This is a genomic window from ANME-2 cluster archaeon, from assembly GCA_019429385.1.
In the GTDB taxonomy this organism is placed as follows: Archaea; Halobacteriota; Methanosarcinia; order Methanosarcinales; family Methanocomedenaceae; genus Methanocomedens_B.
In genome coordinates, this window is record JAHYIS010000005.1 from 63,487 (window position 1) to 89,698 (window position 26,212).

29 protein-coding genes and 1 pseudogene are annotated in these 26,212 nt (G+C 42.0%); 9 read left to right on the top strand and 21 right to left on the bottom strand.

The window, feature by feature from the left end; translation table 11 throughout:
- Window positions 1-48: 48 nt before the first annotated feature.
- From K0A89_03200 to K0A89_03215, 4 genes are all read right to left on the bottom strand, one after another.
- On the bottom strand, window positions 49-780 hold the full coding sequence (locus tag K0A89_03200) for a DUF3307 domain-containing protein (GenBank protein ID MBW6517494.1): 732 nt from the start codon (window positions 778-780) through the stop codon (window positions 49-51).
- Window positions 781-808: 28 nt separating this feature from the next.
- On the bottom strand, window positions 809-1,474 hold the full coding sequence (locus K0A89_03205) for a SatD family protein (protein MBW6517495.1): 666 nt from the start codon (window positions 1,472-1,474) through the stop codon (window positions 809-811).
- Between the two features lie 563 nt (window positions 1,475-2,037).
- A complete protein-coding gene (locus K0A89_03210; GenBank protein MBW6517496.1) occupies window positions 2,038-2,247 on the bottom strand; it encodes a 4Fe-4S binding protein in 210 nt (69 codons plus the stop codon).
- A gap of 8 nt (window positions 2,248-2,255) precedes the next feature.
- On the bottom strand, window positions 2,256-2,828 hold the full coding sequence (locus K0A89_03215; GenBank protein MBW6517497.1) for a class I SAM-dependent methyltransferase: 573 nt from the start codon (window positions 2,826-2,828) through the stop codon (window positions 2,256-2,258).
- Between the two features lie 64 nt (window positions 2,829-2,892).
- Between K0A89_03215 and K0A89_03220 the strand changes: the two genes are divergently transcribed.
- A complete protein-coding gene (locus K0A89_03220) occupies window positions 2,893-3,114 on the top strand; it encodes a hypothetical protein (protein ID MBW6517498.1) in 222 nt (73 codons plus the stop codon).
- An 83-nt stretch (window positions 3,115-3,197) separates the two neighbouring features.
- Here the strand turns inward: K0A89_03220 and K0A89_03225 are convergent, their stop codons facing one another.
- The 7 genes from K0A89_03225 to K0A89_03255 all read right to left on the bottom strand — a co-directional run bounded on the left by K0A89_03225 (window position 3,198) and on the right by K0A89_03255 (window position 7,634).
- Entirely contained in the window at window positions 3,198-3,659 is a 462-nt protein-coding gene (locus K0A89_03225) for a DUF2240 family protein (GenBank protein MBW6517499.1), read from the bottom strand.
- An 8-nt stretch (window positions 3,660-3,667) separates the two neighbouring features.
- Entirely contained in the window at window positions 3,668-4,327 is a 660-nt protein-coding gene (gene radB, locus K0A89_03230) for a DNA repair and recombination protein RadB (GenBank protein MBW6517500.1), read from the bottom strand.
- 74 nt (window positions 4,328-4,401) lie between these two features.
- Window positions 4,402-5,313, bottom strand: coding sequence for a hypothetical protein (locus K0A89_03235; protein ID MBW6517501.1), 912 nt, complete (start codon window positions 5,311-5,313; stop codon window positions 4,402-4,404).
- 291 nt (window positions 5,314-5,604) lie between these two features.
- Window positions 5,605-6,108 (bottom strand): chemotaxis protein CheD, encoded by a 504-nt coding sequence (locus tag K0A89_03240; GenBank protein MBW6517502.1) that lies wholly within the window; start codon window positions 6,106-6,108, stop codon window positions 5,605-5,607.
- Window positions 6,109-6,150: 42 nt separating this feature from the next.
- Window positions 6,151-6,777, bottom strand: a complete 627-nt coding sequence (locus K0A89_03245; protein ID MBW6517503.1) for a chemotaxis protein CheC — start codon at window positions 6,775-6,777, stop codon at window positions 6,151-6,153.
- Between the two features lie 19 nt (window positions 6,778-6,796).
- A complete protein-coding gene (locus K0A89_03250; GenBank protein MBW6517504.1) occupies window positions 6,797-7,159 on the bottom strand; it encodes a response regulator in 363 nt (120 codons plus the stop codon).
- Window positions 7,160-7,292: 133 nt separating this feature from the next.
- Window positions 7,293-7,634, bottom strand: coding sequence for a putative transcriptional regulator (locus tag K0A89_03255; GenBank protein MBW6517505.1), 342 nt, complete (start codon window positions 7,632-7,634; stop codon window positions 7,293-7,295).
- Between the two features lie 610 nt (window positions 7,635-8,244).
- Here K0A89_03255 and K0A89_03260 point away from each other — a divergent pair.
- On the top strand, window positions 8,245-9,132 hold the full coding sequence (locus K0A89_03260) for a hypothetical protein (protein ID MBW6517506.1): 888 nt from the start codon (window positions 8,245-8,247) through the stop codon (window positions 9,130-9,132).
- Between the two features lie 23 nt (window positions 9,133-9,155).
- Here the strand turns inward: K0A89_03260 and K0A89_03265 are convergent, their stop codons facing one another.
- From K0A89_03265 to K0A89_03290, 6 genes are all read right to left on the bottom strand, one after another.
- Window positions 9,156-9,761 (bottom strand): MBL fold metallo-hydrolase, encoded by a 606-nt coding sequence (locus tag K0A89_03265; GenBank protein MBW6517507.1) that lies wholly within the window; start codon window positions 9,759-9,761, stop codon window positions 9,156-9,158.
- A 107-nt stretch (window positions 9,762-9,868) separates the two neighbouring features.
- On the bottom strand, window positions 9,869-10,474 hold the full coding sequence (locus K0A89_03270) for a chemotaxis protein CheR (GenBank protein MBW6517508.1): 606 nt from the start codon (window positions 10,472-10,474) through the stop codon (window positions 9,869-9,871).
- A gap of 1 nt (window position 10,475) precedes the next feature.
- A complete protein-coding gene (locus tag K0A89_03275) occupies window positions 10,476-12,455 on the bottom strand; it encodes a chemotaxis protein CheA (protein ID MBW6517509.1) in 1,980 nt (659 codons plus the stop codon).
- A gap of 16 nt (window positions 12,456-12,471) precedes the next feature.
- Window positions 12,472-13,494, bottom strand: coding sequence for a chemotaxis response regulator protein-glutamate methylesterase (locus K0A89_03280; protein ID MBW6517510.1), 1,023 nt, complete (start codon window positions 13,492-13,494; stop codon window positions 12,472-12,474).
- Window positions 13,495-13,737: 243 nt separating this feature from the next.
- The gene (locus K0A89_03285; GenBank protein ID MBW6517511.1) at window positions 13,738-14,259 is read right to left on the bottom strand and encodes a chemotaxis protein CheW; all 522 of its coding nucleotides are present in this window, start codon (window positions 14,257-14,259) and stop codon (window positions 13,738-13,740) included.
- 104 nt (window positions 14,260-14,363) lie between these two features.
- Complete coding sequence (locus K0A89_03290; GenBank protein MBW6517512.1) at window positions 14,364-16,796, bottom strand: HAMP domain-containing protein; 2,433 nt, start codon at window positions 16,794-16,796, stop codon at window positions 14,364-14,366.
- A 557-nt stretch (window positions 16,797-17,353) separates the two neighbouring features.
- Here K0A89_03290 and K0A89_03295 point away from each other — a divergent pair.
- Together K0A89_03295 and K0A89_03300 are read left to right on the top strand one after the other, a co-directional pair.
- Entirely contained in the window at window positions 17,354-18,133 is a 780-nt protein-coding gene (locus tag K0A89_03295) for a protein-glutamate O-methyltransferase CheR (protein ID MBW6517513.1), read from the top strand.
- Window positions 18,134-18,221: 88 nt separating this feature from the next.
- Window positions 18,222-18,980, top strand: coding sequence for a coenzyme F420-0:L-glutamate ligase (locus K0A89_03300; protein ID MBW6517514.1), 759 nt, complete (start codon window positions 18,222-18,224; stop codon window positions 18,978-18,980).
- On the opposite strand, the gene speB is transcribed toward K0A89_03300, so the two are convergent.
- Window positions 18,977-19,858, bottom strand: coding sequence for an agmatinase (gene speB, locus K0A89_03305; GenBank protein MBW6517515.1), 882 nt, complete (start codon window positions 19,856-19,858; stop codon window positions 18,977-18,979). The genes K0A89_03300 and speB overlap by 4 nt on opposite strands.
- A gap of 35 nt (window positions 19,859-19,893) precedes the next feature.
- Window positions 19,894-20,280: a translation initiation factor IF-5A gene (locus K0A89_03310; GenBank protein MBW6517516.1), complete on the bottom strand. Its 387-nt coding sequence runs from the start codon at window positions 20,278-20,280 to the stop codon at window positions 19,894-19,896.
- Between the two features lie 116 nt (window positions 20,281-20,396).
- Between K0A89_03310 and K0A89_03315 the strand changes: the two genes are divergently transcribed.
- A complete protein-coding gene (locus K0A89_03315; protein MBW6517517.1) occupies window positions 20,397-21,017 on the top strand; it encodes a GNAT family N-acetyltransferase in 621 nt (206 codons plus the stop codon).
- Window positions 20,959-21,813: a DUF2156 domain-containing protein gene (locus K0A89_03320; GenBank protein MBW6517518.1), complete on the top strand. Its 855-nt coding sequence runs from the start codon at window positions 20,959-20,961 to the stop codon at window positions 21,811-21,813. The genes K0A89_03315 and K0A89_03320 overlap by 59 nt, the downstream gene beginning before the upstream one ends.
- A gap of 165 nt (window positions 21,814-21,978) precedes the next feature.
- Here K0A89_03320 and sat read toward each other — a convergent pair whose 3' ends face one another.
- Window positions 21,979-23,136, bottom strand: coding sequence for a sulfate adenylyltransferase (sat, locus tag K0A89_03325; GenBank protein ID MBW6517519.1), 1,158 nt, complete (start codon window positions 23,134-23,136; stop codon window positions 21,979-21,981).
- 484 nt (window positions 23,137-23,620) lie between these two features.
- On the bottom strand, window positions 23,621-24,370 hold the full coding sequence (fdhD, locus tag K0A89_03330; GenBank protein MBW6517520.1) for a formate dehydrogenase accessory sulfurtransferase FdhD: 750 nt from the start codon (window positions 24,368-24,370) through the stop codon (window positions 23,621-23,623).
- A gap of 86 nt (window positions 24,371-24,456) precedes the next feature.
- Here fdhD and K0A89_03335 point away from each other — a divergent pair.
- The 3 genes and pseudogenes from K0A89_03335 to K0A89_03345 all read left to right on the top strand — a co-directional run bounded on the left by K0A89_03335 (window position 24,457) and on the right by K0A89_03345 (window position 26,184).
- A pseudogene (locus K0A89_03335) lies at window positions 24,457-25,091 on the top strand (carbon-nitrogen family hydrolase).
- A 114-nt stretch (window positions 25,092-25,205) separates the two neighbouring features.
- Window positions 25,206-25,880 carry an RNA ligase partner protein gene (locus tag K0A89_03340; GenBank protein ID MBW6517521.1) on the top strand — a complete coding sequence of 225 codons (675 nt, stop codon included), beginning with the start codon at window positions 25,206-25,208 and terminating at the stop codon, window positions 25,878-25,880.
- 10 nt (window positions 25,881-25,890) lie between these two features.
- Window positions 25,891-26,184 carry a hypothetical protein gene (locus K0A89_03345; GenBank protein MBW6517522.1) on the top strand — a complete coding sequence of 98 codons (294 nt, stop codon included), beginning with the start codon at window positions 25,891-25,893 and terminating at the stop codon, window positions 26,182-26,184.
- The last annotated feature ends 28 nt before the right edge of the window (window positions 26,185-26,212 follow it).

Sequence of the window (26,212 nt, forward strand, 5' to 3'; positions counted from 1 at the left end):
GGATTACCTTGAGTACAAAAAGTTATACGTTATGTACTGAAATAAACTCTAGAGAATGACACCCACCATTAACCCAACAATGATCGCGATCGTAAAACTGAGCAAAGTCCCGATCAGGATATATTCGCCAACATCGCGCGATTCATTGTACCTGAATATTGATTTTGCAGCCACCAGTAGACCGATTGCCTGATATTGTTCCAACAGGACAAGGGTCAGAATAAGAAAACGTTCCAGCCTGCCTATCCACCGTCCGGCATTTTCCAGGCTCTTTTCTTTGATGTGTACCGGTTCTTTATCGATAATTGCCATTCTCCATTTTTCGGTCAACTTACTGATCAACACGCTCCCGGGCCATATCACAATAATGTACGCTGCAATGATCACCCATATCTTTGTGCCGGGAAGGAATACCTGCCCTATCACTGCCATATCTTCAGGTCCCGGATGTATTATCCAGACCCAGGTGGCCAGGATGACCGTGAAATGCCCGAACTGGTCCAGTAAAAATGACCGGATATTGTTCTCATATTTTGCCTTCAGGCCATCAATGACAATATGCGTGGCAGCAACCACGAAAACGATCCAGAACAAACTCCACAGTCCCGAGAACAGATAAGCAAGAATTCCTGCAACTGCCCCATGCATGTAGAGGTACCGTGAATGCCAGCCGTCCTTGATCCTATGGTTCACCCATGAATCGCTCTGGAATACAAAATCAGTAAGAAGATGAGCAATTATTAAACGAATGAGTAATGATATCTCCATTTCAGCCAACATTATAATCATCCACCATTATTATTCTCTATTATAAGTTCATAGCCTTATATTGAATGATCTCTTTGAAACGCTCCAGCAATGCCTGAACTGCCCAGGAGCCGCCCGTTCTCAGACGCTGGAACACCGCAGATTGGCTTATTTTTAGCTGTTTTGCGATTTCATCCTGTGTATATCCCTGTACCTGGTACATTATTGCTTCGGCCTGTTCCCGGGTCCACCGGTGACTTAATGCATTCAGCAGGGCGCATTCGGTTTGCAGTTCTTTATCAGTTTCAGGCCATGGGGTCTTAATGGTTAAATTCCGCTCTCCCTTCTTCATCCTGTCAAGTTCCATGCCAGAGTTCCTGAAAGCCTCACCATCACCTTCACCGACCTTATCTCTGGGCAGGTATTCTATTTTTCCCAGGCCAATGGCTATCCTGGCATCCAAGCGGACATTCTTTTCTATTGGATTTGAAAGCAGGTTGGTACGGATCATTATTGCGGCTTTGAGAGCTTCTTCGGGCCTGGACAATACCCCCTGAAAACTATCACCCCTGTGGATTGCAAAGTGTGATGCAATGATACCAGGAGATTCCACTTTTTTGAATGAATCTTTCAGAACGGACAGGACGTCATCACGTTTAGTCTCGATTTCAAACCGGGATGACCCGACCAGATCACCTGTCAAAACTGCGAATAGTTTTCCATCCACCGTGTATCTACCTTCCTGATTTGATACTCTTTTTCAGACCAGAGTACGCCTGATTATAATGTTACAACCATTTTGTACTCAATTATATGTTTACAACCATATTATAGTGCATTATAAGTGTATAACATTATTATATGCTATTATAATTACTTAACATTATTATACATAATTATAAGTATATAACATTATTATAAGCAATTATAAGTATACAACAATATTATTGTTGTCAACGGCGGTCTAGAATTCCCCATTTGTGGCGGTGTAAAAATCCCCACTTATGACGGAATTAAATTCCCCCCATGTATAGGTATCCTCTGCATTTCGAAAAACGATATCCAGTAAAATCGCTCAAAATCCTTAACCAATGACCAAAGAATTGCATTTCATGAGTGATCGGTTAAAAGATTTTATACCTTTAACTCTTGTTACAGCCCCAAATATCAAACCATGTGTTGAGTCAATTATTTACGAAAACATCTTATGATTGATGTTAGAGTATTGTGTGTAAACCAGATTAACTACTGAAAACTCAAGAGTCTTGGTCAGCCATGGCAGTAAAATCCTCACCTATCCACCATCTTCGTCGCACCCTTACAATCCTCAACACACATCCCGCACCCGATACACTTCTCAGGGTCCACCACAGGCTTTTCCATAAGGAACACATTTATCTTCCTGCGTGTAATGGCGCCCTGCTTGCATACATCAGGCAGGGGGCACATGGGCGAATTATCACATTGGTCGGGGTCTATATATGCTACTTTGTTAGTCATGGTATCACTCACTCCGGAGGTCTGGAACACACTACCAGGTAATGGTACGGTCCTGCTTCCCTTGTCTCGACCAGTTCAAATCCGTTCAGCCGTACTATCTCTGTCACATCCAGTTCAGAGAACCTGTGTTCTACAGGCGGTCCCATCAATGTTTCTTCCTTTTTCCAGTCAACTACTGCCAGGATGCCGTCACGTTTCATTATCCGCAAGACTTCCTTAAGTGCCATTGAGTGGTCATCAAGTTCATGGAACACGTTTGACATGAACACCACATCAGCAATCCCGTCACCTACCGGGAAACTGGATTCACCTGACCTCAAAGGCTTGAGATTGTCAATGTTATCGGACCTGGCCCTGCTTAATAGTGCTTCCACCATCTCATCAAGTATATCCAGGGCATAAACCTCTCTCACACGTGCGGCCGCAGGGAGTGCAAAATACCCGGTACCAGCACCGATATCCACAAAAACGGTGTTTTCATTCAGGTCAAGCATGTCCAGGATAGCATCGGGATTGAGGAACTTCCTGCGCTGGGGGTCATCCAGCACAGAAGCATTTTTCGTATCGAATTTGTGTGACATATGAATCTCCATGAAATATGATGGTCAGCCATAGTATATATTGCTTTGCAGGGTTTTGTGACTAGTGCACACCACCGATTGCATCCATCTGACAAATACGTCCACCCTCATAGGGTATGACCCCCCGTCATGCGCATATCCTATCCTGCCCTTTCAGATACACGATGCAGGGTGCAGGTATCAGGGTGAAACTTCAAGGTTGTACTGCCAGACCCATGATCATCCCGCAGTAATACTTTCACTCCGCTCTTGGCTCTCCTATATTACCCGGCGAGTCAATCCATGATTGTACAAAAAGTACGGGAAGGAATTGCAGCGATCACTCTTTTTTCCGTCATTCCATTCCTTCCCACTCCCCTCAATGATCTCTCACCCTTTCAACAGGTTGCGGTATGATTTCCCGATCAGGTCATCGACCATGACGCCATGCTCCTTAGCCACTAATATCCCCAGTACCTCAATAGTGAACAACCCGGCAGTCTCACTGCGCTTCTTGTTGATACTCGCCACAATAGTCCGCTTTTCAAGACCGGTTTCGGCCATTATCCTATCAACTATCTGCTCGAACACGTCCTTTTCCTGGAATACCGACGCATCAGGCTTAAATCCCATCGGTATCTCCACATCATCCAAACTGAACTGTGCCTTTAGCATCCCCCCATCCCTGGCTATAATGCCATTATCCACGGCTGCCTGCACAAAAGCCTTGGCAGTATCAGGTTTGAACCAGTTAAGGTCCATGGACAGGGCCATGACAAATTCACTCTCCTTTAAACAATCAGTCCCCTTCCTTTTAAAAGGCTGGGCAGCGGTGAACAGCATATCGCTCATAATGTCCCCTACAAAATACCGTCACCGGTAATGATAAGTTCTACTGACAGACCTTCTTCCCGTGAGCGGTGTTTCACCAGGATAGCCCTGCGCCTGTTATCCCCTGTCCTCTCCATCCTGATTATGGTCTTTGAAATATGTTCTATAAGGTTACCCCCCAGAGGACAGACTCCTCCGGTTTTGGTATCAGTGTAGACCTGGTTCGTGATAACCACTGACATATCGAATTTTCGTGCCAGTCTGTGAAGTCCTGCCATCTGTTCGACCAATTTACGCCTCACACGTGCATTTCCTTCATCGTCAGGCGACAACCCGAACCGGTAAAAGAGGGTTGCTGAGTCAACGATCACCAGCCCGATACCGGTACCGGCCAGTTTTTCAACATCCACCACCGCCGAATATTGCTGCTGGAAATCCTTTGGCTCATAGATGATAAGGTCCTTTGCAAGCTCTTTTGCATCCTTTTTGGCCATCTGGCTGAACCGTTCAGCTGAGAATCCTTCAGCATCAATGATCACAACCCTTTCCCCGCCCCTGATACAATGTACTGCAAGTTGTGTACAGATATTAGTCTTGCCAGTACCGGATGCACCGTAAACCTGCGTGATTATGCCGCGTTCAATGCCTCCGCCAAGCATCATATCCAGTTTATCACTTCCCGAAGGCATACGCTTATCCTTTGCATCATTATTGTTATTTTCGTTATGGCTATGTGCTGTCAATGTTCATACCCCATTGTTCATTACAGGTCTTTGATGGTCAATAGTGAAATTCCCTCGGTCTGCTCCATCTCTATTGCCGGTTCACCGGTCAGGATCCAGCCATTTTTGGCGGGCAATGAATTCATGTATAATTTCATTATGTTCACATCATCGGATGTGGGTGTATCAAGGTATTTTATCAGTACACTGTCATCCCCATTATCGGCAAATGCATCAAAATCATGAGTTACTCCCCCGGCATCGATAAATAGGATGTCCCTGAATTTCCTGTACCGTTTCAATTTGTTCAATGCCAGTTCCACCAGTTCCTGAGGTGATTCTCCATAGATAATACCTGACCGGGCCTTATGTTGTTCTTTTTCATCAACCTGCATGGCAGGTTCAACTGGCAGGTCTAAGAGTTCCCTGAAGAATACATCAGGTTCAAGCCGTACGAACGTTTCATCTGCTATCAAATAGACAGAAATAATGTCACCTATTGTATCAGGGGTCAGATTGCCCTTTTTCAATAGTACTTCCTTTATCATCGGAGTAAAGGTATCGGTAAAATCCTTGATATCATGAAGAGGTATCCGTATCGCTATTCTCCTGTGGGGGCCTCTTTCATAGACCATGAACCCGAACTCCCGCTCAAGTTCATCTTTCATCGTATTGACAATAAGCTCCACATTACGTCTATCGCCTAACAGGTCTTCAATAAGATTGCTTTGCACTTTTATGGATTTCCTGCCGGCCACCATCACTATAGAATCAAGGTACCGGATATCCTCGATATCCATTTCCAGTAGCAGGTCCTTGATGCTCTGTATTACATCCGAATCTTCTGCGGGTGCCCTGAATACCAGTATCCATTCACCGGCCACTCTCACGGTTCTGGATTGATGGGATTCACTTACTATATCCTTTAAATAATTTAACTGGTTATTTTTCAAATCGAACACCCGAGAGAATGAAACGTATGCTGTGTGATATTGAATAGTGATGTTAATAATATAGAAATAGTTTATCAAAAAGTATTATGTACGGTTGCAGTACCAGAATAAATGATATTGGTCAAAAAAAACGGGAGCATTTGTAACAAGAAAATCCTCCCTGCAGCCGGATTGACTTGAGTATAAAAAGTTATTCTTTTATGTACTACGACAGAATCCTCCATTTCAGTAGGTTGACTCGACAAACAATACCTGTCCATTCCCGGGTATAACTTTTAAAAAAATCCCTCGTCACAGCTCAACGATACCTTTTCGTGCAGATTTGACAATCAAGATACCGGTACCGACATCAAACTCCAGTGTCCGGCCATAATCATCTCCGGTATCCTCTGCAATTAATTCAATATGCAATTCATCCAGTTTCTTCTTTACTGCAAGAATATTCTCTTCTCCAATCTTCAACTGACCGTTGCCATTACACTGGAACATATGTGCTCCTCCAGCTATCTTTGCAACTAATGCCGTTTTGACGGCTCCGAGTTCCTTCATTTCATGTACCATCAGGTCTATCGAAGTGTCTGCATATTTTGCCAGATAATCCCGGCCGTTACCATTGGCAATAGTTGAGCGTGCCCTGCTACTATCAGGTAGCATAATATGTGCCAGCCCTCCAACTTTAATTCTTTGGCTATAGAGTGTAACTCCTACACAGGAACCAAGACCCACGGTAACCAGACGGTACTCTTCTTTGGCAACCTTTACATCTGCCATCCGGACAATTTTTAGCGGTTTCATGGAATCGTTTTTTTTAAGATTTTGCAACTACTTAGCAATCTCTTAGGATTTGCTCACATTTTTTTCTTCGAACATATCAAACACATTCTGCAATTTATCAGGGTCAGGGAACATAAGGATTGTAAAGTTTATATCCATGCCAACGACACAGAACTTGTTCTTGAACATGATAACAAAATCCCCACTATTGGCAGCTTTGATCAGCGCATGGTCAATAATGGAATCCGCAAAATCATATCCGAAAACCGGTGTATTATGTGAAAGTTCGATCGAGAACGTGTTTGCCCACGTGTCAACGAACGATGAGGTTACGATATTTCCAATTTCAATTACAACGGATTTTTGCATATCTGTGAACATCTCATCTGTTTCTTCATCTGCAAAATCAGCAAGCATTACATTTGAGAGTTCATTAACACTATCAGTGGTCATAAGAAACAGCATGGTCCCTGAGATTGTCCCAACAAAATTTGAATAGAGGCCAACCATTTCTTTATTGCCTACGATCTGTGGAATTGAATATATGGATATCAGGTTCGCTGATGTCACATCCATTTCAACATCGGTACCCAACAACTCGGTCAGAGAGACCATGGCCTTTTGAGCACTTTTATCACCTATTTTTTTGATCTGATGGAGTTTTTCTACTTCGCTTAGTTTTTGAATCATTGGTATCGCCTTCTTAATGTTAAAGTGCTAACACACTTTCAATTTCCTGCAGGACTTTTGCAGCCTTGAATGGTTTCATGACATATCCTTTAGCACCTGCATTTATTGCCTTTTTCATCTTTTCTTCCTGACCAACTGAAGTACAGATAATTATTTTCGCATCTCCATGTTTTTCTGTGATAATAGATGTTGCCTGAATTCCATCCATGTTAGGCATGACAACATCCATAGTCAACACATCAGGTTTCAGTTCTTCATACATTTTGACGGCTTCGACCCCGTCACTTGCTTCACCTACAACAGTATATTGCGGTGATAGTAGCTTCTTCAGGATGCCACGCATAAACATCGAATCATCTACAATCAATACACTAGCACTCATACGTATTTTCCTCCTGGGAACAGTAACTTGTCAAGTATTTCACTTTTATATCCATTTAAAATATTCAGTACCATTTTTTCAGTGAACATTATTTATTCCTGTAATGTTACGAACTCACGTTTTTCCAGAGACATTAAAGCATATCATCTTTTTTCATTAAGTCCATAGTTTCTATCCACCGTTTTCCAGTATCCGATAACCTGTAATATGCAGTCCCATCGAAGTTTATCGATTCTACCAATTCTACTCCGATTAGTGAATTCGCTTTGTCGTACCTGTGTCCCATACCACGCAGGCCACCAATGACGTTGGTAGAATCTATTTTGGTATGCCTGGAAATATCGGATGGATATGATGAATTCGGATAGATCTTGTATAGGTACATCATGATCTCCGTCCTGACCCTGCTCTTTTTAAGTGAGCGTACTATTTGGGGATGGTGGATATCTTTGAATATACCTATATCTGAATTCATAATACTCACAATACTAATTATAATGATGACAATATTTAAGTGTTTTGTCCTGATACATAGAGTATAACTTTTTGTACTCACGTTAATCCGACCGTAGGGAGGATTTTCTTGGTAATGCTCAGACAAAAACAGTTAGAACAGTTTATACAAACAAATCATAGGATTTTGCATATGTTCAGGAATTGTCCGGACATTCTCATAACAACAATCAAGTATGTCGGCTTTTGCGCATTCATGAAATCGGATTACCTTGCTGGTTTGTTCCAAAATCACACTTTCAGGACGCCGACGACACACAACTATTAAATAGCATAAAGATGATTATTATATTTGAATTTATTTTAAAGTAAAAAAACAATGGCAGATTATTACCCTACTCGAGGATATGGATATGGATATTTCAGATTCACAATTCAGACATAACATTAAATCATCCCTTTCCGATATCACCGCCGGTTTTATTTTAATTATCGTTTCGATTTTAGTGTACTTTGAGATGTTCTATGTATTGAGAGACCCATTTCTCAATTTAACATTGGGACTATTATTCCTTTTTATCGCTTACATCAGTACTGATTTAGAGGGATTTGATAATTTCAAGGAAAAATTCTTGAATTTTGATTTCAACGGTCTGATATTAGGCCTGACACTTCTGACAGTTTCTGCTCTTGGGATCATTGGACAGATCAATCTGATACGCATGTTTTTTTTCCCGTTAATACCAGGGTCCCTGCTTATCCTTGTTGCTTTTGCCAGAATATATTTTAAGATCAATGAACCCAATATTGCCATTAACAGGATGAGCATTAGTGGATCCCTGGGTGGTGTAATTTTATTACTCTATTCCCTCCTGTTGTATGTAGACCTCCCATCACTGGCATGGAACCCGCTGTTCCCGGTCCTGATCGCCGGTATACTATACCTGGTCATGTATGCTAATGTCATTCCTGAAGTCAAGACCCATGAGGAAGGAATGCATAATGTCGTAGTCTGGATGGAAGATATTGAGGAAAAAATCGCAAATGTATGGAAAGAGTTTGAATCGGTAAAATTCAATTATAGAGACCCTGAATTCCAGAAAAGTCTGGAGCATCTTGACGTCATATATAATAGTCTTATCCAGATAAAAGAGATCAATGATTACGTTAAGCAAAGCATGATGCTTGATGAAGAGGAAGCGTTAGCAAATGCGAGCAACAACATAGGAGGTCCGGTTGATATTTCCCGGTTAGGTGAAGGAATAATCGAACCCGAACCTGTAGAAGTGAGGCCGAAAAAATCCGTAAAGGAAGCTTTGAATGCATCAGAGTTCATGAAATTACCGACAGAGATGGACTCAAAAGAACTGGAATCTTTAATATCAAGAACTGCAGACCAGATATTATCGGATAAGACGTTCCAGGAAAACCTCCAGAAAGAATTTGACTCGGAAGGATTGAGCAGTATAATCAAAGAAGCAAGGGAAATGCGCGATTCCTTCAGAAAGACCGGAATATAGGTTTGTGTTATTTTCAATATAATTTAATTGACCAGAATCGTGCTGTTTAAAACATTTTCTAATGATTTGGTAATCATTTCATTACAGGATTCAACGATAGGTTTTCCATGTCCGGGATAAATAGTTTTGATGTTGTAACGACTGATTCGTTTTAGTGATGTGACAAACTCTTCTGTATAGGAACCCGTTTTCGTATATATAAGTAGTTGATTATCACCTGTAAACAAGACCCCTTCATCCCTGCAATAGAGACTGATCGAATCGCTGCTGTGTCCGGGTGTATGGATAGCTTCGAATAAACGGTCACCCATTGTGATAATGTCCCCGTCCTTTACTATATTATCCACGCCATCCAGAGATGAAGAATAGGCAAATACAATAGGTTTAAACCTTGTCCTAACAAGTGGTAAAAGGCTTGTATGGTCATAGTGGTTGTGAGTTATTATAACCTGTCCGATCCGTTTCTTCCCCACCCCCGTAGAAGCATTTTCTATTATCTGAATCACATCAGGGTCTCTGCCCACATCAATCAGGGTGTTGACATCCTGTATAGCATTATTTGTACCTCGTATCAGATAAACATTCGAAGTATATTTTTTACTGTCACGGGTAAGGTTTTGGATAATCATACAAAGCCACATTAATATATTTGTTCTTGTCAACTTCAAAGTTAATCATATATGGCAAGCTGCCTGTCAGGAGGAATTAATCCATGTTTTACCATGAGTTAAAGGGTCTACCCTATCTTGCGAAACACCTGGGCATTTGAAACCACCTGTTCAAACATACCATCAAGTTCAACTGGCATTTTTTGCGTCTGCTCAGTAACAAAAAACCCATTTTTTTCCAATGAATTATGGAACATCCTGATAATATCGATACGTTCTTTTTCATTGAAATGAAGCAGCACATTCTTACATACAATCAATACATTATCCTTACGTACAGGTTCCAGAGAAAGAAGGTCATGTTTCTGGAAATCAATACATTTTCTGATTTCATCGGTAATTCTAAAATAGTCTGTTTGACCAGTCGGCTCAAAATACTTGTTGAAAATATCTTTTGGAATTCTTCTGAGTTGTTCCACCGGATACTTGCCTTCGTAGATAATCTTTTCAAAAAGATTACTGTTGTCGATATCAGTAGCATGCAGTTTAACATTCCTGAATACCATTTTGCCCATATTCTCCTTTAATGTAATTGCAAGTGAATAGGGTTCCGGACCCATTGCACACCCCGCATCCCAGATATGGATAAATCTACGGCTTATCAATTCTGGAACGACATACTTCTGTACCATATCCAGGGTTTGCATATCCCTGAAAAAATAGGTAAAAGCCATGTTACAATTTATCTCTTAAATTGAACAGGCCATCAATATCAATAATCGGCACTACATTGCCGTCTCCGAGAATCGTGGCGCCAGAAAAACCTTCAACGTGCTTTAATGTGTTATCGAATGATTTAATTACAATCTCATGCCGGTCAATAAGTGTATCTACAATAAGTCCAACCATCTGGGAGTTTCTCTCAATGACTACCACATAGATCTCAGTCTTGAAGGTACGGTCCTCACCAAACAATTCACTTAGATCCAATAACGGTAATACTTTATCATGAATAGTGGTGGCAGGTTGCCCATTGACTGACTTCAGGTTTTCTTTTTTTACAATAATGGTGGACAATATGTTTGAAATGGGTATGGCGTATATCTTATCGTTCAAACCCACGATAAGTGCTTGAATTATGGCCATGCTTATTGGCAAATGGAGGGACACTTTAGTCCCGAGACCAATAGTGGAATTAACATTGATAGACCCGCTCAGGGATGTTATCTTTGTTTTAACAACATCCATCCCGACACCTCTGCCGGAAACATCAGATACGCTTTTTGCCGTGGAAAAACCTGGCCTGAAAATCAAGTCAAAAGCCTCTTCATCACTTAATTTTGCTGCCTCTTCTGCGGGAATAATTTCTTTTATCACAGACATTTTCCTTAACGCATGGGGGTCGATACCCCTGCCATCATCCTCAACATTGAATATGACACTCTGTTTATCCCTAAAAGCAGTCAAATGTATCGTTCCGGTCGGTTTCTTACCAAGGTTTAAACGTTCCTCAGGTGATTCTATTCCATGGTCAACGCAATTCCTGAGCAGATGAACCAGCGGTTCTCCGATTTCATCAAGCACTGTGCGGTCAAGTTCGATATCGCTTCCTTCAATAATCAATTCAATGTCTTTGCCAACGGTTTTTGATAAGTCCCGGATCATTCTTGGGAAACGGTTAAACACCCGTTCGACAGAAACCAGTCTCATCTGCATGACCTGATTCTGCAGGTCTGTGGTCAGGATATTGAGCTGGTCCAGTATCTCTTTCAATCCCGTCACCTTATTCTCACTGCCAATTTGCATTAATCGTATCTTACTTATTACCAGCTCACCTACCAGATTCATGAGGTCATCAAGTTTCTCAATTTGCACCCTCACGCCTTGATTGCTTTTTGACACAATTGCACTTTTGATTATTTTATCACTTTGTATTTTGGCTGCAGGAGCAACTGTGCTGGCATTGAGTCCATTTTTATCAGTTTGCGCTTGTTCTGGCTTTTTATCGATCAAAATAAACTCTACGATTTCAACTTCCGGTATCAACTGCAATTTGTTTTGTATCGTTTCCGGTTCTATATCGCTGCTTAATGATATTTTGAATCGCAGGTCGAATTTTCCATTTTCAATCTCTATTCTTGGTGGGGTGGTATCAATGATTTTACCATATTCTTCCACAGCTTTCAGGATCATCAATGCCCGGACAGATTTTAAAGCGCAGTCTTTTTCCAGCAGAATGTCGAATACACTATATTCTAAGACATTCATTATTTCATCATCAGAATCGTCTTCCTCTTCCCCCGGATGGGAGGGAACGGCTTCATCAGAGGTATCAATGTCCATATTCTCGATGGTACTTCTCAATTTATCGGATAGAGGTTTAACATCCAGTTTGCTTAACTTGCCTTGCGATACATCATTTACCATATCCTCCAGGATGTCAGCACACTCAAATAATACATCAACAGTCTGGGACGTGGCATAAACATCCCCTGCCCTCAATATATCAAGCACATTTTCCATTTCATGGGTGAGATTTGATATATGTGTATATTCCATGGCTGCAGATGAACTTTTCAGGGTATGGGCTGAACGGAATATGATATCAAGAATGGTACGGTCCTTGGGATTTTTTTCCAGATCGAGAAGTGCCTGGTTAATGATCTGGAGGTGGTCTCTTGCTTCGGCCTTGAAGTCATCCTCGTATTTTGACATATCCATACTTTCCACCTCACAACATATTCATTATCTCTTCAGGTATAGAGGAGACCGGCGCTACTTTATTTACACAACCCTTTTCAATGGCTGATTTTGGCATGCCGAATATTACACAGGTTTCTTCGTTTTGTGCAATCGTTTTCCCCCCGCTTTTTTTAATAGAACACATTCCTTTTGCACCATCATGTCCCATTCCTGTTAGGAGTACCCCTATGGTATTGGCACCATATACATCCACCACTGATTGCATGGTCACATCCACTGATGGCCTGATGCTGTTTACTGGCGGATTTGTATTTAATTGGATAATGTCTTTATTATCCAATCGTGTTCGTTTTACGGTCATATGATAACCCCCGGGAGCTAAAAACGCCATACCTGGCCTGATCATATCTCCTTCTTCTGCTTCCTTAACATCAAAAATACATATTGAATCCAGTCTGGAAGCTAATGATTTTGTAAATTCAGCAGGCATATGTTGAACGATAAAAATTGGGGGAACATTTTGCGGTAATCTCTTTAAGAGTTCCACTAACGTTTGCGGTCCTCCGGTGGATGCGCCAATAACTATCACTTTCGTAGAGTTTTTCATTTCTACCCTGGGAAGGGATGATGTTCTACCTGGCTGGGTCGTATTACTATTTACTTTAGCAGCAAGCTTCACTTTTTCAACAATTTGAGCTGAGATAGTATCAATATCAAGTGACAGTGAACCGGAAGGTTTTGAAATAAAATCAACTGCACCTATCTCAAGTGCCTTAATAGTGGTGTATGTACCTTTCTGTGTGAGGTTACTTAGCATTACAACCGGTGTTGGATTGCTTTTCATAATGCTGGAAAGAGCACTCAATCCATCCATTTTTGGCATCTCAACATCCATTAGAATCACATCAGGTCGTAATTGTGCAACTTTATCGATGGCTATCAATCCATTACTGGCTGTATCAATTACTTCGAGATTGGGATCATTATTTATGATATCTGAGACTACCTGTCTCATGAAGGCTGAATCATCTACGATCAGTACTCTTATCATTTTATGCGATTCTCCATTCCATTACGCAGTAAAGATTTGACATGGGTCTCATATAATAGTTAGAATTTATATGTATTGTGTGCAAAATATGATACTATATAATAAAGTGATTTCGAATCAATCGGGTAGTTCCTTTTTGACATGATTGATTTTCTCTTTATTGTCAATGTACACACAGATAATAAAAAGGTGCGAATCGTTATCCTCAAAACTGGTAAGGCAACGATTTACCAGAAACATTGCTTAAACATCTTCGCTAACTGTTTCTTGTTCAAGTACATCACTTGTATCCAGATTGTCTAACTGTTCAAGTTCTTCTCCATTCATAATTCTATGAATGTCCAGAAGAATCAGCAATCTATCATTCATTTTACCTATTCCACGTATGTACCTTGTGTCTACATCATTTGCTACGATTGCAGGTGTTGGTTCAATGTTTTTCTTTGGCAGCTTAAGGACCTCATTTACTGCATCCACGGTAATACCCAGAGTTAGTCCATTTATTTCTGCCACAATGATACGAGTATACTGGTCTATTCCTTTTTCCTCAAGTCCGAATTTTTTCCTCAGACTGATTACTGTAGTAACCTGACCTCTCAGATTGATAACACCTTCTATGTAGTCTGGAGCTCTCGGAATTTTAGTGATCTCTTCCATTTTTATTATTTCCCGGACCTGACCGATTTCAACTCCATATTCTTCATTATCAAGACCAAAGATCACAAGATGCATATCATCTGCCATTGAATTACTATTAATAGACATAATTTAAGTCTCCGTAATAAAATGACCAATCACCTGATGTCTTACTATTATCACATCGTAAGGGGTATCCGGTGATTGATAACATTTTACCATTTATTATACCTTCACCCTGCACTGGTCAAAGTGAAACGTTCAAGAGCTTTTTGCAATTCAACTCCCATATTCGCCAATTCCTGCGCTTGTGAGGTTATTTCTTCCATTGATGCTGTCTGTTCTTCGGTTGCACCAGATGCTTCTTCAGTTCCTGCGGCAGCTTCTTCAGCTACTGCAGCAATCTCATCAATGGCTTTGACCACGTTTTGGATACCCATTTGCTGCATTTCCGAGGCAGCCGAGATTTCCTGTATCACATTAGCTACTTCCTGGGAGCCAACTGCTATGTTCTCAAGCGCGGCCAGTGCTTCATTAACGATCTTTGAACCTTCTTCAACTTCAGTAGTACCAGATTCCATCGAAGTAACAGCTTTGTCTGTTTCGGACTGGATCTCCTTGATAAGGACAGCTATCTTGTTGGCGGCCTGTTTGGATTCTTCAGCAAGGTTTCGGACTTCATCTGCTACTACTGCAAAGCCACGTCCTGCTTCTCCGGCCCTGGCGGCTTCAATAGCAGCGTTCAGGGCGAGCAGGTTAGTCTGGTTTGCAATACCAGTGATCATTTCCACAATCTCACCAATCTCCTGGGAACGTCCACCGAGCTCTTTTACGACGTCAGCAGATTCAGAAACAACTTTTTGGATGTCGCTCATCTTTACAGCTGCATTGCCGGCAGCATCACTACCTTCCTGTGCAATCTTACTGGCATTTATTGATATATCTGCGGCTGATTGTGATTTTAATGCAACTTCCTTTACAATTTCAGCCATACCTTCCATCGTCCGGGAAGTATTTCCAACCTGTATTGACTGACTCTGGGTTCCCTTTGCAATCTGCTGCACAGTTGAAGCTACCTGTTCAGTTGTTGCGTTCATCTCCTGGGAAGAGGATGCCAGTTGCTGTGCTGCAGAAGCTAATTTCATGGCAACTTCTGACGCTATTTTCAATGGTTCGGCCACTGCATTTATTGTATCATTCATGCCCTGCACAATCTTTTTATAGTCACCTTTATGTTTGGAGGAATCAGCTCGTTTATTCATCTTACCTCCCTCAACAGCTTCGGAGAGTGTAGTGATATCAGATACCATTTCTTTTATTGCATCTATGCAAATATTGATGTTGTTCTTGATCTCATTGAAATCACCCTTGTAAACATCGGTGATTTTCTCAGGTATGTCTCCCCTGCTAATGCGGTCGATGTATTCGGTAGCCATGTTCAAAGGTCCGACCACTGCATCCAGGATGTTATTCATACCTATTATGATATCGGCAAAATCACCCTGGTAATTAGAAGCATTAGCACGTGCATCCAGTTTACCGTCCAGCGTGGCATCAACCAGGGTGTTAATGTCTGAAACAACTGAAAGGATAACGTTCTTCATTTCAGCCAAGGCTTGTGCCAGGGCTCCAATCTCGTCTTTGGATTTGTTGGTGATCTCGACGGATAAGTCACCTTTTGATATCCGTTTTGCTATATCAACCATCTCATCCACAGGTTTGGTGATACTTCGCGTGATAACAAAAGCCGCAACAACAGCCATGATAAGTGCAATTATTGACACTACGACCATATTGTTTGACGATGCAGCCATTTCATCTATTGCCTGTGCGGTTTCACCATCTATTTCCACTACTGCTTCAGCCTGTAATGCTTCGACAAGGGGCTCAATCTGGTGGGTCTTATCTGTGAATTGAGCAGTCTTTGATGCAATTTGAGCATCGATCTTGACAATCTTATCAAATTCCACCACATAAGTATTCAAAAGGTTTCTCATCTGGTCCTTGTCTGTTTGTGACAGGTCAGTATCATCAAGATGTTGCAAAAACAGTTTTTGCGTATCATGCAACTGTGTTTGGTATTTTATATCAGAACGCGCAAGGTAATCTTTTTCATCCCGCCTCATTTGAAGCATATCCACCTGAAGCTGATTTATTGAACCATCCGCATTTTGTTCTGCAATTAATGCTTCAACTTCATGAGTCGCGGTCCTGGTATCTCCGAGAATACCTGAATCCACGGTCAGACCTCGCTGGATATAAAGGTCTGTTACTTCTTTGAATAAAACCCCGTACTCTTTTGCGAGGGATTCAATTTCTTTGGCATCTTCACGTTGCCTATTCGTTATGTCCAGTTGTTGGATTGATTGTGCATCCTCAACAATTGTATCCACTTGGGTATTGACTTTTGTAATATATGATGTGTCCAAACGTGCAAAAAAATCCTTCTCAAATCGTCGCGCCTGAAGCATTGCAATTTCCATACGGGATGATTCTTTGAGTAATTCGGTATGAGTATTGGCAATGATTTCCATATTCGTTCCTGCCATATTCAATCCATTTACACCCACATATCCTACAATTATGAAAAACAATACAACAATGCCAAAACCAGCAAATAGTTTTCTACCGATTGGCATATTGTTGACAGTATCTTGTAATGTCATATTTTTTCACCGTTACATTTTTTAAATATCATCAATATATTGTTCGCTTTTTGTAAAAATGAAGACATAAGGCCAAACAAATGGACAACACTCTATGAATTGTTCAATATTTGTCATCTTCAATTCATACTGAAAGTTCAATTCAACTCCTTAATCCGTATTTACCATCGAGAATGACAGTATAACCAGACACACATTTTTAGTTTCCAATTCAAACTCTCATATATGTTTACTCTATCTATATACACATCATTATTATCACAATGATATGTTTTTAGTATTTAATCTCCGCTATATATATGTTTGTATATATGTGGGCGTGTACCTGCACATGCAACTGCATAGGAACAATAATTATTGGATGGAGGATATAAAAATACACGTATAGATTGTCGTTAAAAAGGTCATGACAATCAAAATAAAATTTTGTTTACGCAAAGTTAAGATAGCATAGAGACGATAAGTTCAGCATAAAATTCGAAAAAAAGAGTCAACGTTGAATACCTATGCTTGATGAAATGGCTTTGAACAATCTGAAAATCTTTTTGCGAAAAAGATTGGACTTAGATTTGAACCAATATAAGGATAATTATATTGAGCGAAGGTTAAATGCAAGAATTACCATGACGCATGTAGATACACTTGCAGGTTATCTTGCACTATTGAAGAAAGACCCGGAAGAACTCAATACCCTGAAAGATCATCTTACCATCAATGTTACCGAGTTCTTCCGGAATATGGAAACATTTGAAGCCTTGAACAGGGATACTATACCTGCGATTATCGAAAGTAAAGAATTAGGGAGCAGCAATACAATAAGGGTATGGAGTGCAGGATGTTCATCAGGACAGGACCCGTATACTCTTGCAATTCTGTTCCTTGAAGCTTTTGAAAAATCAAGGAAAAAACACAGATTGTTAATAATTGCTACTGATATTGACAAAAAAAGCCTCGAAAAGGCAAAAAGTGGCAGATGTGAACGTAATACTATGGAAGGTATCCCGAAACACCTGCTTACCAAATATTTTGATAAATGTGGTGAAGAATATCAGATAAAGCCTATTGTACAGGACTGTATACATTTCAAGTATCTTGACCTGACATCAGATGATGGAAGTAATGTGGCAGGTATAGCTACATATGACCTCATAGTATGCAGGAATGTTATAATATACTTCAAAGACGAACTGAAAAAATCATTGTTCATGAGATTCTATACAAAATTGCGGAAAAATAATTATCTGGTTATTGGTAAGAATGAGGCCCTCAGTGGTGATGTAAAAGCCCTCGTGGAAGATGTGAACCTGTCTGAGCGTATATATCAGAAGACCAAATAACACCATTGTATTTTTTTCGCCGGGCAGTTTGCATATGTTTTTATAATAAACTCTCTTCAGAGCAGTATCCTAATATCAGAGGGATGGAATGAGAATAAATGCCTTTACCGTGGAAGATATTCCACTGATAACAAAAGACCACAATATTGCCAAGATCATCTGTAGCCTGGCACAATTAGAGAATAATGATATCATTGTGGTTGCCTCCACAATTGTTTCCAAAGCTGAGGGTAGGATAATCGACCCGGATAATATATCCCCTACACCTGAAGCTATCAGGATCTCAAAACAGACCGATAAAGATCCAACGTTCGTCCAGGCTGTACTGGATGAGTGTACAGAGGTCATTCTGGAGTCACCCATCTTCCTGGTGCGCCATACCAGCGGTAATATTTGCATCAACGCAGGTATCGACCACTCCAATGTTGAGCATGGACTGCTGCTCTTGCCTGTTGACTCCAGTAAAAGCGCAAGGAAACTCAAGGATGATATTTTAACACTGACCGGTAAGCAGGTCAGTGTAATAATCACCGATACCAATGGCAGGGCGTTTCGTGAAGGGCAGACCGGTATTGCACTGGGAGTGGCAGGTATCAACACTCACCATGATTGGCGGGGGAGTGCTGACCTTTTCGGCACCATATTGGAAGTGGCCAATGAAGCAGTGGTTGACGAAATTGCCGGTTTTGCAAATTGCATGATGGGGGAAGGAAATTGGGGTATACCAGTGGTAGTGATCAGAGGGTTTGGACTATTGTCTGATAGTGATGGTATGCATTCCATGTACCGTTCACCGAAGACCGACATTATCAGGAATGCATTGAAGAACTATGGCTCGCATCTTTAGGCACATTGTTTTCTAAAAGCCCAGGCAGAGGCTATGAACTCGCGTATGAACTTTGCGCCCAGTATTGCAGTGTTACCGCTGTCGAACTGTGGTGCGATCTCGACAAGGTCGAAACCGATGCTCCGGGGAGCCAGTGCGTGTATTACAGAAAGTACGTGACGGTCGGTGAGACCGAATGGTTCGGGCGTGCCCAGTGCAGGGGCATAGGCCGGGTCGATAGCATCCATGTCCAGTGACAGGTACAGGTGTTGGGTATCAAGCTTCCCGTTGAGTTCATTGAGGATATAGGCAATCCCTTTTTCCACTACCAGGTCAGCCGTATAACAGGCAATATCCTGTGCTTCTACCCATGAATATTCTTCTTTTGTGCCGCTTCTTATTCCGATTGAAACATACCTGTCAGTCACATCTTCAATAATATGGCGACTAATACAGGCATGACTGTTTACCTCACCTTTGTATATATCCCTTAGGTCGAGATGGGCATCCAGTACTACCACACCCATGTCATCGTACTTATTTTTGGATGCTGTGACACACGGTAATGTGAGGGAATGCTCACCCCCCAGCATTATGGGTATTTTACTGTCCTTTATTATACTATTGACCGTTTTCTCAACAGCAATTAAAGCCTGCTCAACAGTATGGTTCCCTTTGATTTCCACATCCCCCATATCATGGAAGGGGACCTCGGAAAGGTCTATGTCGAAATTGTAGTTATACCTCTCGAAGGTATACGAAGCTTCCCTGATAGCATCGGGAGCTTCCCGGCTCCCCTTCCTGAAGCATGATGTTCCGTCAAAAGGTGCGCCGAATATTACAAAGGCAGCATCTGAATAATTTGAATCTGCATCAGCAAAAAAAAGTTTACCGCTCATGTAATCCTTCCAAAAAAGAGATTTTACCGATGAGATTACATCCGCATATCTATCTTCATCTTGCCCATAGTGATGAGGTACTGGATATCTTTTCCTACATCGATCTTGTCCTTGTACTCCTCAGGAATGATCAGTTCGACAGTAGAATAATCTCCCATGTCCATTATCTGGACAACGTTTCCTGATATAGAGAGTACCTGTCCGTTCTTCCGTTCCACAAGGGGAACGTATATTTTCTGGGTCACAGGTGAGATGATAGAGCGTTTCTGGTTGTCGAAAATACCAACAGCATCAACTCGTGCCTTGGCAGCACCGTGTTTACCTGGTTTTGAATGTGAAATTGATTTTATAGTACAGGGTTCATCATCAATTATTACATACCTGCCTTCTTTCAATGTGCGTACTTCTGTCTGCTCTTTCATATAGTAAGTTCCTCCGGTTAGGAGTGATAATAGTTCAGTTTAATAGCATGCGGGCATATATACATATCGATAATTCTGATACCATTCGCCGGGTTAGACAATCTTTAAATATATCCTTGTATATTAAAACAAGTACAGAAGGTGAGCTTAGGTCAGAAGAATCTGATGATGATGGTGACCCTCAATACATTTCTCGAAAAAATGATGCTGGTTTGTCAGGGGTAGTAATCCGCAGGACATTATCAGATGAAATCCTGCAATTGGTCAAAATCGAGGCCCAGACATTCACTGATATTGATTATCCTATTGATGAAAAACTGTTCCGGATTTTTTACCATAGTCGGCATGTTACATTGTTCAGTGCACTCCAGGATGGAGTTGTGGTGGGTTATGTCTGTTTGGTAATGCGTAAAAAGACAACCCGGGTCTATTCCCTGACCGTAGGTGAGGCCTACAGGGGAAAAGGTATCGGCACAAAATTACTCGAAACTGCTGAGTTGTATTCAATCAGTCATGGAGCAGAGGCTATCAGGCTTGAGGTAAGATGCGACAGCGATGCATTTAGATTATACCAAAAACTTGGATATTCAGTAGTGGAAAAAAAAATAAACTATTATGGTGACGGCGGAGACGCCTTCAGTATGAATAAACAAATAGTACAACATCGGGTTGAGGACATTGAAACAAATAACGTTAGAAGAAAAAGACACAATACAGCAGCTGCTGCAACAGCTTGATAACAAGCTCTGGGTGTATTATTTTCCGGTAATCCTCAGTAATGAATTGATATATATGGATACTATCGACAACTCTACAATCCTCCTATCAAAGGAGGAAGGTAACTGGAACCTGGCCACACAGCCGCTCGGTGACTGTTCCAATGGTACTTTAGAGAAGATATTCAATTACCTGAAGAAACTGAACGGAACCAAAGACGGTGCATTATTTAATTGCACCGAATCGTTTGTGGAGAATCTTGCCCCTTCCCTGTACAACATCAAGGATGAATGCGGTGATTACATCTACCGTAAAGATGAACAGATCTCATTAAATGGCAAGAGATTCAGCGAGATAAGGAATCATATCAATTATTTCAAAAAGCATTATAATTACACGGTTGGTGCATATACAGCTGAGGATTATAATGAGTGCTTTGAACTGTTCAACGGGTGGAAAGCAAAGAAGGAGGCCAATATACCGGTCAAGGATGAACACATTGCCCAGTTGTTCCAGAACCTCTGCCTGTTCCCAGACATGTTCGGGATTACTATAAGGGTGGATGGAAAAATTGCGGGGTTTAGCCTCGGAGGACTACTGGCCGAAAATGAGGCCATCTGCATTATCCGCAAGACAGATAGACAGTATAATGGCCTGTCCGAGTTCATAGATAGTGAATTCTATAAATGCCTTCCTGAGAACATCAACCTGGTGAATGATGGGGACGACCTTAATTCAGAATCCCTGAGAACCTATAAGATGAAATGGCATCCTGCCCAGGTAAGGAAATATTATACTGTCCAGCAGATGAACTGAGCAGACTATATAAGAAAATCCTCCCTACGGTCGGATTACCTTGAGTACACAAAGTTATACGTTATGTATAAAAAAAAGCCCATTCAGTCCATATACTGACACAATGTAAATGGTCCGGGGATGTTTTATCCATGTATACATCCCGGGTCTCTTTCCTTATTCTGCTTATTCCACAAACGGATTATCGTATTCAAGTATGGCCTGTGCTACCTCTTCCCTCATCAGGTCAGGAGGAGGCACCTGCCCGCTTTGCAGCAGGTCCCTCATTTTGGTACCGCTGAAATTCACGATCTCTTTATCCGAATGCGGGCAGGTCTTATCACTGGCAATGCTGGCACATTTCTTGCAGTAGAAGAAGGAGCGGAAGAAGATAGGCTGGATATCCAGGTCATCGAACTCGTTGAATATCTCGTGGGCTGCAAAGGGATGGTAGTAATCACCGACACCTGCATGGTCCCGGCCTACTATGAAATGGGTACAACCGTAGTTTTTACGTACAATAGCATGGAATATGGCTTCCCTTGGCCCGGCATAGCGCATCTCGGTCTGGAAAATACTCATAGCGGCCCTGTCATGAGGGAAGTAGTTGTCCAGCAAAGCAGTGTAAGAATCCAGTATCACATCATCCCTGAAATCCCCGCTCTTTTTCCTGCCGATAACGGGATTGATGAACAACCCGTCCGTAATGGTTAGTGCAGATTTCTGGACATATTCATGACCAAGGTGGGGGACGTTTCGGGTCTGGAAACCGGCCACGGTATTCCAGCCCTTTTCCCTGAACATTGCCCTTGTCTCTTCGGGTTTGAGGGCATATCTGGAATAAGGGGTCTCTATCTCGTTCAACAGGTCAATCTTCCCACCGAGCAGCCGTTCATTCATATTGTTGGTCAGTGCAACACCGGGATGTTTCGGGTCATTGGTACCGAAAACACTTGTGGAATGTGTATTGCGGTCAAACCCGAATATTTCCTCCACGTGCAGTATTGCCACCGGGAGTTCGTTATGGTCCAGCACTACATCATCCCCGGCTGAAATTTTCGCAGCGTCCTCAGGGGAGATGTCCAGCACGATGGGTATGGTCCAGGGCAATCCATTTGCCAGCCGCTTTGATTCAAGCACGCTGTTATAATCTTCCTGCCCCAGGAACCCTTCCAGGGGACTGTACAATCCGCTGGCGATATTTTCAATTTCTTTTGCTCTATCAAAACTGATATGTATCGTTGGCATTCCAGGGATGCTTGTAAGCAGTTTGTCCCTTTCTTCGGTGTCGGGGACTCTGTTAATTAGTTTTCCACCGTGGGGTTTTATCTGACCAGTACTCATAGTTATGCTCCTTTGTTTTGCCCTTAATTGGGTATTATTATATGTTATCTTTGGTTTTAAGGCAAAATCGGTAGAAATATGCTCCATTTATCCGCAAGATAGTATGAATATAAGGTGTATACTAAATTCAATTCAAGTATCAGCATAAAAACACGTAACCTTGAACTACATTCACTTCAATATCTTCAAGGAATCTTTCTTGAGAAAGGGCGTGGTATGAACGTAAAATGAAGTCTTTGCATATTGAATTTTCAATTATTTTTTGGCACACATTGAACCTAGCGACCAAATAGTATTGTATTGCGCGGTACCCGCAGGATAAATACGGATACCGCCTGACAAATTTTCGACCTATGCGGCGACAGATTTATTTGTCTATCGCTTAATTTATATTTAGGGCTTCTTATTTATATATTTATTGTGTCTCTCTAAATAAGTTCTTGAATTTATGCACTTGCCCTATAAATAATCATGATGAATCGGCTTAATCACCCAAACGCCAGTCATTGGCAAATACGGTCATGCACTCAGGTGTGGCAAATCCAACGAGACAAATACCTGTGCGCCTTGCAACCTCTATGCCACTATTCAGTGGTGCTGTCTTGGTAACCACCATCGGTATGCCTGCCCGCGCTGCCTTCAATACCATTCCCCCCGGCTGCCGGCCTGACGAGAGGATGAAATGTTCACCTGGCACAATCCCGTCTATCAGGGCCTGCCCGACGACCTTATCAATTGCATTGTGCCGTCCTATGTCCACAGCACTGGCAATACACTCCCCATCCCGGTCTATGAGGCATGCCACATGAGTTCCCCTGGTAGAGCGGTATATCTCTGATTCGATGTAGTGCATCGAACTGCAGATAACCTCTGGTGAAAAATGCATCCCCGACTCCACTTTTACATTTTCATCATGCTCCCAGTTCACTCCTACGCACCCTGATGAGCGTATCTCGAACCACAATTCTAAATCATCATTTCCGGTAATGGTAGTAAAAATCCTGTTCTGGTCATCGATGTTTACGCCCGTTATATCGCAAGGAGCACCAACAATACCCTCGCATACAAGATATCCTACCGCCAGCTGTTCCAGTTGTGCGGGAGAAGCCAGGATCGAGGCTATGTGTACATTGTTCGCATAGAGCTCGAAAGTCTCCTCAACTGCTACGGTAAAACTGGATTGCCAGGTCCGGTCTTTGTCTATTATGATGGTATCGTATTGTTTCCGGTACATGGTTCATTAAGGTTACATTTATCGCATGTTATATTTATGCAGTTTATACCATAAAGTGATTGATTGTGAACGTATCTCTTGTACAGATGGATGTTGCATACTGCCAAAAACAGCACAACCTACAGCGTGCCCTGGAATTTACAGGAACGTGCGATGCAGATATGGTGGTTTTTCCCGAAGTATTCTCTACCGGTTTTTGTTATGACCATATAGACGAGATAGCTGAATCTGAGCCGTATCCCACTATTGAGATGTTGAAGTTGCGGGTACATACAAAAAGGTACATCCTTTTGGTAAAGAAAAGGATTACTTCACAGCCGGCGAATCCATTGAGCCTATCAGGACCTCACAGGGATCGGTAGGGCTTATGATATGCTATGATATCAGGTTCCCTGAGATGGCTCGAAAACTGGCACTTAACGGTGCAGATATCCTGGTGACCGTCGCCCAGTTCCCATCCCTGCGCCAGGAACACTGGGATGTGCTGGTACGGGCCCGGGCCATTGAGAACCAGGTACCACATGCTGCCTGCAATCGTGTGGGTGCGGACCCCTCCAATGTGTTCGGGGGCGGGTCAGTGGTGGTGGATGGGTGGGGCAGGGTACTTGCAGATGCGGGTTCCATTGAGAAAATCGTTTCAACAAACGTGGATTTGGAAGAAAAGGTCAGGATCCGAAATGAGATCGCGTGTTATTCAGACCGGCGGGAAGAATTGTATTGAGGTTCAAACCAGAAGCCAGAATTGCAGAATTACATTTAACCAGTATAACTGTATAGCAAGGCTTTTGTATCTACAACTTTCAATATATTATTGAATTATATTGAGTGTTATACTATGATACGCCAGCGGTTTGTGCTTGATACCAGTGCTTTGACAGATTCCTCTACCAGGGAAGTGGAAGGATACAAAAACCTTTGTGAGGGGATAAGCGGGATCCTCAATACAATTGCTGATGCACGCCTTTCTTTTGATATCAGCTGTTACGTGCCCTTTCCTTCGGTCTACAATGAACTGAAGGATTTTGCGAAAAATAATGGATGTGGGGACGACGTTATTGCCAAGATAGATACCTGGCTGGTGAAAAAGACACCTGACCGGTATGAAGTTAAGATACCATCCAAGATATTCTATGAATACGTTGACTACATGCGAACCCGTATCAACAAGGGAATGAACGTAGCAGAGGACGCCATCTGGGAAGCAGCCACTGAATGCCTTTTTACGACTTCCGAGGCCAAGGACAAAAAGAAGATAGAGTTGGAGATAGAACGTGATATCATTGGCAGTATCGTAGGCAAGTTCAGGGATAAATACCGAACAGCCCTGAGGTACGGTATCCTGGACAGCGCTCCTGATATCGACGTGCTGCTGCTGGCAAAGGAACTTGATGCTGCAGTAGTGGCATCTGACATGGGGGTGCAGAAATGGGCAGAACAGCTGGGACTGCGTTTTGTTGAGGCACGGTCCTTCCCCGCTATAATGAGGGAATACCTGCACCATAAAAGATAGAAGGTAAATCATGTATTTTACCATTTCAATAGCTGCTTTTGGGGTTGTGGCGTTCTTGACCCTGAGGGACATTCGCATATTCAGGCGTACCAAACTGGAATCATACAGACGCGGGGCAATGAAAGGGATGGCTGCTATGACACTGGCTCTTTTGGGTGTAATGGTTGTGCAGCAGAATCCTGAGTTGGGATTGCTGCTGGTACTGATCGGACTTTTTATTAATAAAAAGGGACGACGAGAGGATGTGTTCGGTGATGCAGGAACTGCTGAACGGTTCTTCGGGAAGACAAAATTAACGGATTGAACGTTCCTGGTTCCTTCCTGTAGTTTTT

Bases quoted from the DNA above. Each gene is read 5' to 3' on its own strand.
- K0A89_03200 (MBW6517494.1), bottom strand. From the start codon at position 780: ATGTTGGCTGAAATGGAGATATCATTACTCATTCGTTTAATAATTGCT.
- K0A89_03210 (MBW6517496.1), bottom strand. From the start codon at position 2,247: ATGACTAACAAAGTAGCATATATAGACCCCGACCAATGTGATAATTCG.
- K0A89_03215 (MBW6517497.1), bottom strand. From the start codon at position 2,828: ATGTCACACAAATTCGATACGAAAAATGCTTCTGTGCTGGATGACCCC.
- K0A89_03225 (MBW6517499.1), bottom strand. From the start codon at position 3,659: ATGAGCGATATGCTGTTCACCGCTGCCCAGCCTTTTAAAAGGAAGGGG.
- radB (MBW6517500.1), bottom strand. From the start codon at position 4,327: ATGCCTTCGGGAAGTGATAAACTGGATATGATGCTTGGCGGAGGCATT.
- K0A89_03240 (MBW6517502.1), bottom strand. From the start codon at position 6,108: ATGAAACCGCTAAAAATTGTCCGGATGGCAGATGTAAAGGTTGCCAAA.
- K0A89_03245 (MBW6517503.1), bottom strand. From the start codon at position 6,777: ATGATTCAAAAACTAAGCGAAGTAGAAAAACTCCATCAGATCAAAAAA.
- K0A89_03250 (MBW6517504.1), bottom strand. From the start codon at position 7,159: ATGAGTGCTAGTGTATTGATTGTAGATGATTCGATGTTTATGCGTGGC.
- K0A89_03255 (MBW6517505.1), bottom strand. From the start codon at position 7,634: ATGAATTCAGATATAGGTATATTCAAAGATATCCACCATCCCCAAATA.
- K0A89_03265 (MBW6517507.1), bottom strand. From the start codon at position 9,761: ATGATTATCCAAAACCTTACCCGTGACAGTAAAAAATATACTTCGAAT.
- K0A89_03270 (MBW6517508.1), bottom strand. From the start codon at position 10,474: ATGGCTTTTACCTATTTTTTCAGGGATATGCAAACCCTGGATATGGTA.
- K0A89_03275 (MBW6517509.1), bottom strand. From the start codon at position 12,455: ATGTCAAAATACGAGGATGACTTCAAGGCCGAAGCAAGAGACCACCTC.
- K0A89_03280 (MBW6517510.1), bottom strand. From the start codon at position 13,494: ATGATAAGAGTACTGATCGTAGATGATTCAGCCTTCATGAGACAGGTA.
- K0A89_03285 (MBW6517511.1), bottom strand. From the start codon at position 14,259: ATGTCTATTAATAGTAATTCAATGGCAGATGATATGCATCTTGTGATC.
- K0A89_03290 (MBW6517512.1), bottom strand. From the start codon at position 16,796: ATGACATTACAAGATACTGTCAACAATATGCCAATCGGTAGAAAACTA.
- K0A89_03300 (MBW6517514.1), top strand. From the start codon at position 18,222: ATGAGAATAAATGCCTTTACCGTGGAAGATATTCCACTGATAACAAAA.
- speB (MBW6517515.1), bottom strand. From the start codon at position 19,858: ATGAGCGGTAAACTTTTTTTTGCTGATGCAGATTCAAATTATTCAGAT.
- K0A89_03310 (MBW6517516.1), bottom strand. From the start codon at position 20,280: ATGAAAGAGCAGACAGAAGTACGCACATTGAAAGAAGGCAGGTATGTA.
- sat (MBW6517519.1), bottom strand. From the start codon at position 23,136: ATGAGTACTGGTCAGATAAAACCCCACGGTGGAAAACTAATTAACAGA.
- fdhD (MBW6517520.1), bottom strand. From the start codon at position 24,370: ATGTACCGGAAACAATACGATACCATCATAATAGACAAAGACCGGACC.
- K0A89_03340 (MBW6517521.1), top strand. From the start codon at position 25,206: ATGATACGCCAGCGGTTTGTGCTTGATACCAGTGCTTTGACAGATTCC.
- K0A89_03345 (MBW6517522.1), top strand. From the start codon at position 25,891: ATGTATTTTACCATTTCAATAGCTGCTTTTGGGGTTGTGGCGTTCTTG.